We start from the raw sequence: 503 nt of genomic DNA, 5'->3' as shown, positions 1-503 counted from the left end.
ATTTCGGCACGCACCTTCGCGAGCCCGGCGGTGAAGTCGGGCCCGACATCAGGCAGTTTGTTGACGCGTTTCGGGTTGGGTGGGGCACCGGGGGCGGCGTTACGCCGCCACCAACACCGCCCGGCCAGGGGTCCGTCGCGGTAGATGCCGGTGGTGTACTGGCCGAGTTTCTCGCCGACCATCCGATTGTGTTTCGGGCAGGCGGGTGCGAGGTCGTCGATGTTGGTCAGGCCGCCCTTCGCGTAATCGAGGGTGGCGTGGTGGATTTCCGAATGCGCGGCCGGTTGTGAGCAGCCGGGGTGTGAGCACACTTGTCCGTCGGGTTTGGCGAACAGGGCGATGCGTTGCCCGCGGCTCGCCAACCGGGCGCGACCCAAATACAGCGGCACGGTGGTGTGCTCACCGAAGACCGCCAACCAGGGTTGGGCGTCGGCCGCCAACCGGATGACGTCGGTGATGGGCAGCAGGCTGTTGGTGGCGGTGACGCCGTGGCCGGTTTCGTT

At 67.2% G+C, this 503-nt stretch carries 1 protein-coding gene; it reads right to left on the bottom strand.

The genetic code is table 11. The features are described 5' to 3' along the window. A partial coding sequence (locus tag ACLQ3C_RS21500; RefSeq protein WP_425707122.1) for a DUF222 domain-containing protein occupies positions 1-503 on the bottom strand: 503 nt, incomplete at both ends.

The organism is Gordonia sp. DT30, assembly GCF_049844915.1.
Lineage (GTDB): Bacteria > Actinomycetota > Actinomycetes > Mycobacteriales > Mycobacteriaceae > Gordonia.
Note: the sequence above shows the minus strand (reverse complement) of the source record. Positions and strands in the feature narration are given on the sequence as shown.